Source organism: Methylobacterium mesophilicum, from assembly GCF_022179445.1.
Taxonomy (GTDB): Bacteria; Pseudomonadota; Alphaproteobacteria; order Rhizobiales; family Beijerinckiaceae; genus Methylobacterium; species Methylobacterium mesophilicum.
In genome coordinates this window covers 1-416 of record NZ_BPQU01000098.1, presented here as the reverse complement: position 1 = coordinate 416, position 416 = coordinate 1, and the positions used below count along the sequence as shown (strand labels likewise).

Annotated in this window: 1 protein-coding gene; it reads left to right on the top strand. The window is 66.1% G+C overall.

What is annotated here, in order from left to right; genetic code table 11:
• Positions 1-85: 85 nt before the first annotated feature.
• Positions 86-416, top strand: a 331-nt coding sequence (locus tag MFF40_RS28375) for an ISAs1 family transposase (protein WP_238263157.1), incomplete at its 3' end; no start/stop codon positions are given.

Below are 416 nucleotides of genomic sequence, written 5' to 3'. Positions count from 1 at the left end.
CAGGGGAATCGCATTTGGCAGCGGGGTCTTTCGGCGAAGCGCGAACTGGATTCTTTAAGGTCTCCTGGAGCACGGGAGATCCTGCATGGGCGGTCTGGGTGTGTTTTTCGCGGCGGTTCCGGATCCTCGGTCCGGCAATGCGCGGCACGACCTGTCGGAGATCCTGTTCATCGCCTTTGCGGCCGTGCTGTGTGGCGCGGAGACCTGCGTCGACATGGCCGAGTTCGGCGCCGCCAAAGCCGATCTTCTCGGCTCGGTGCTGGCGCTCAAGCACGGCATCCCGAGCCACGACACGTTCAGCCGGCTGTTCCGGCTGCTCGATCCGGAGCCGTTCGAGGCGGCCTTCCGCCGTTTCATGGAGCGCTTTGCCGAAGCCTTGTCGGGGCAGGCCGGCCTCGGCGGCCAGACCATCGCCC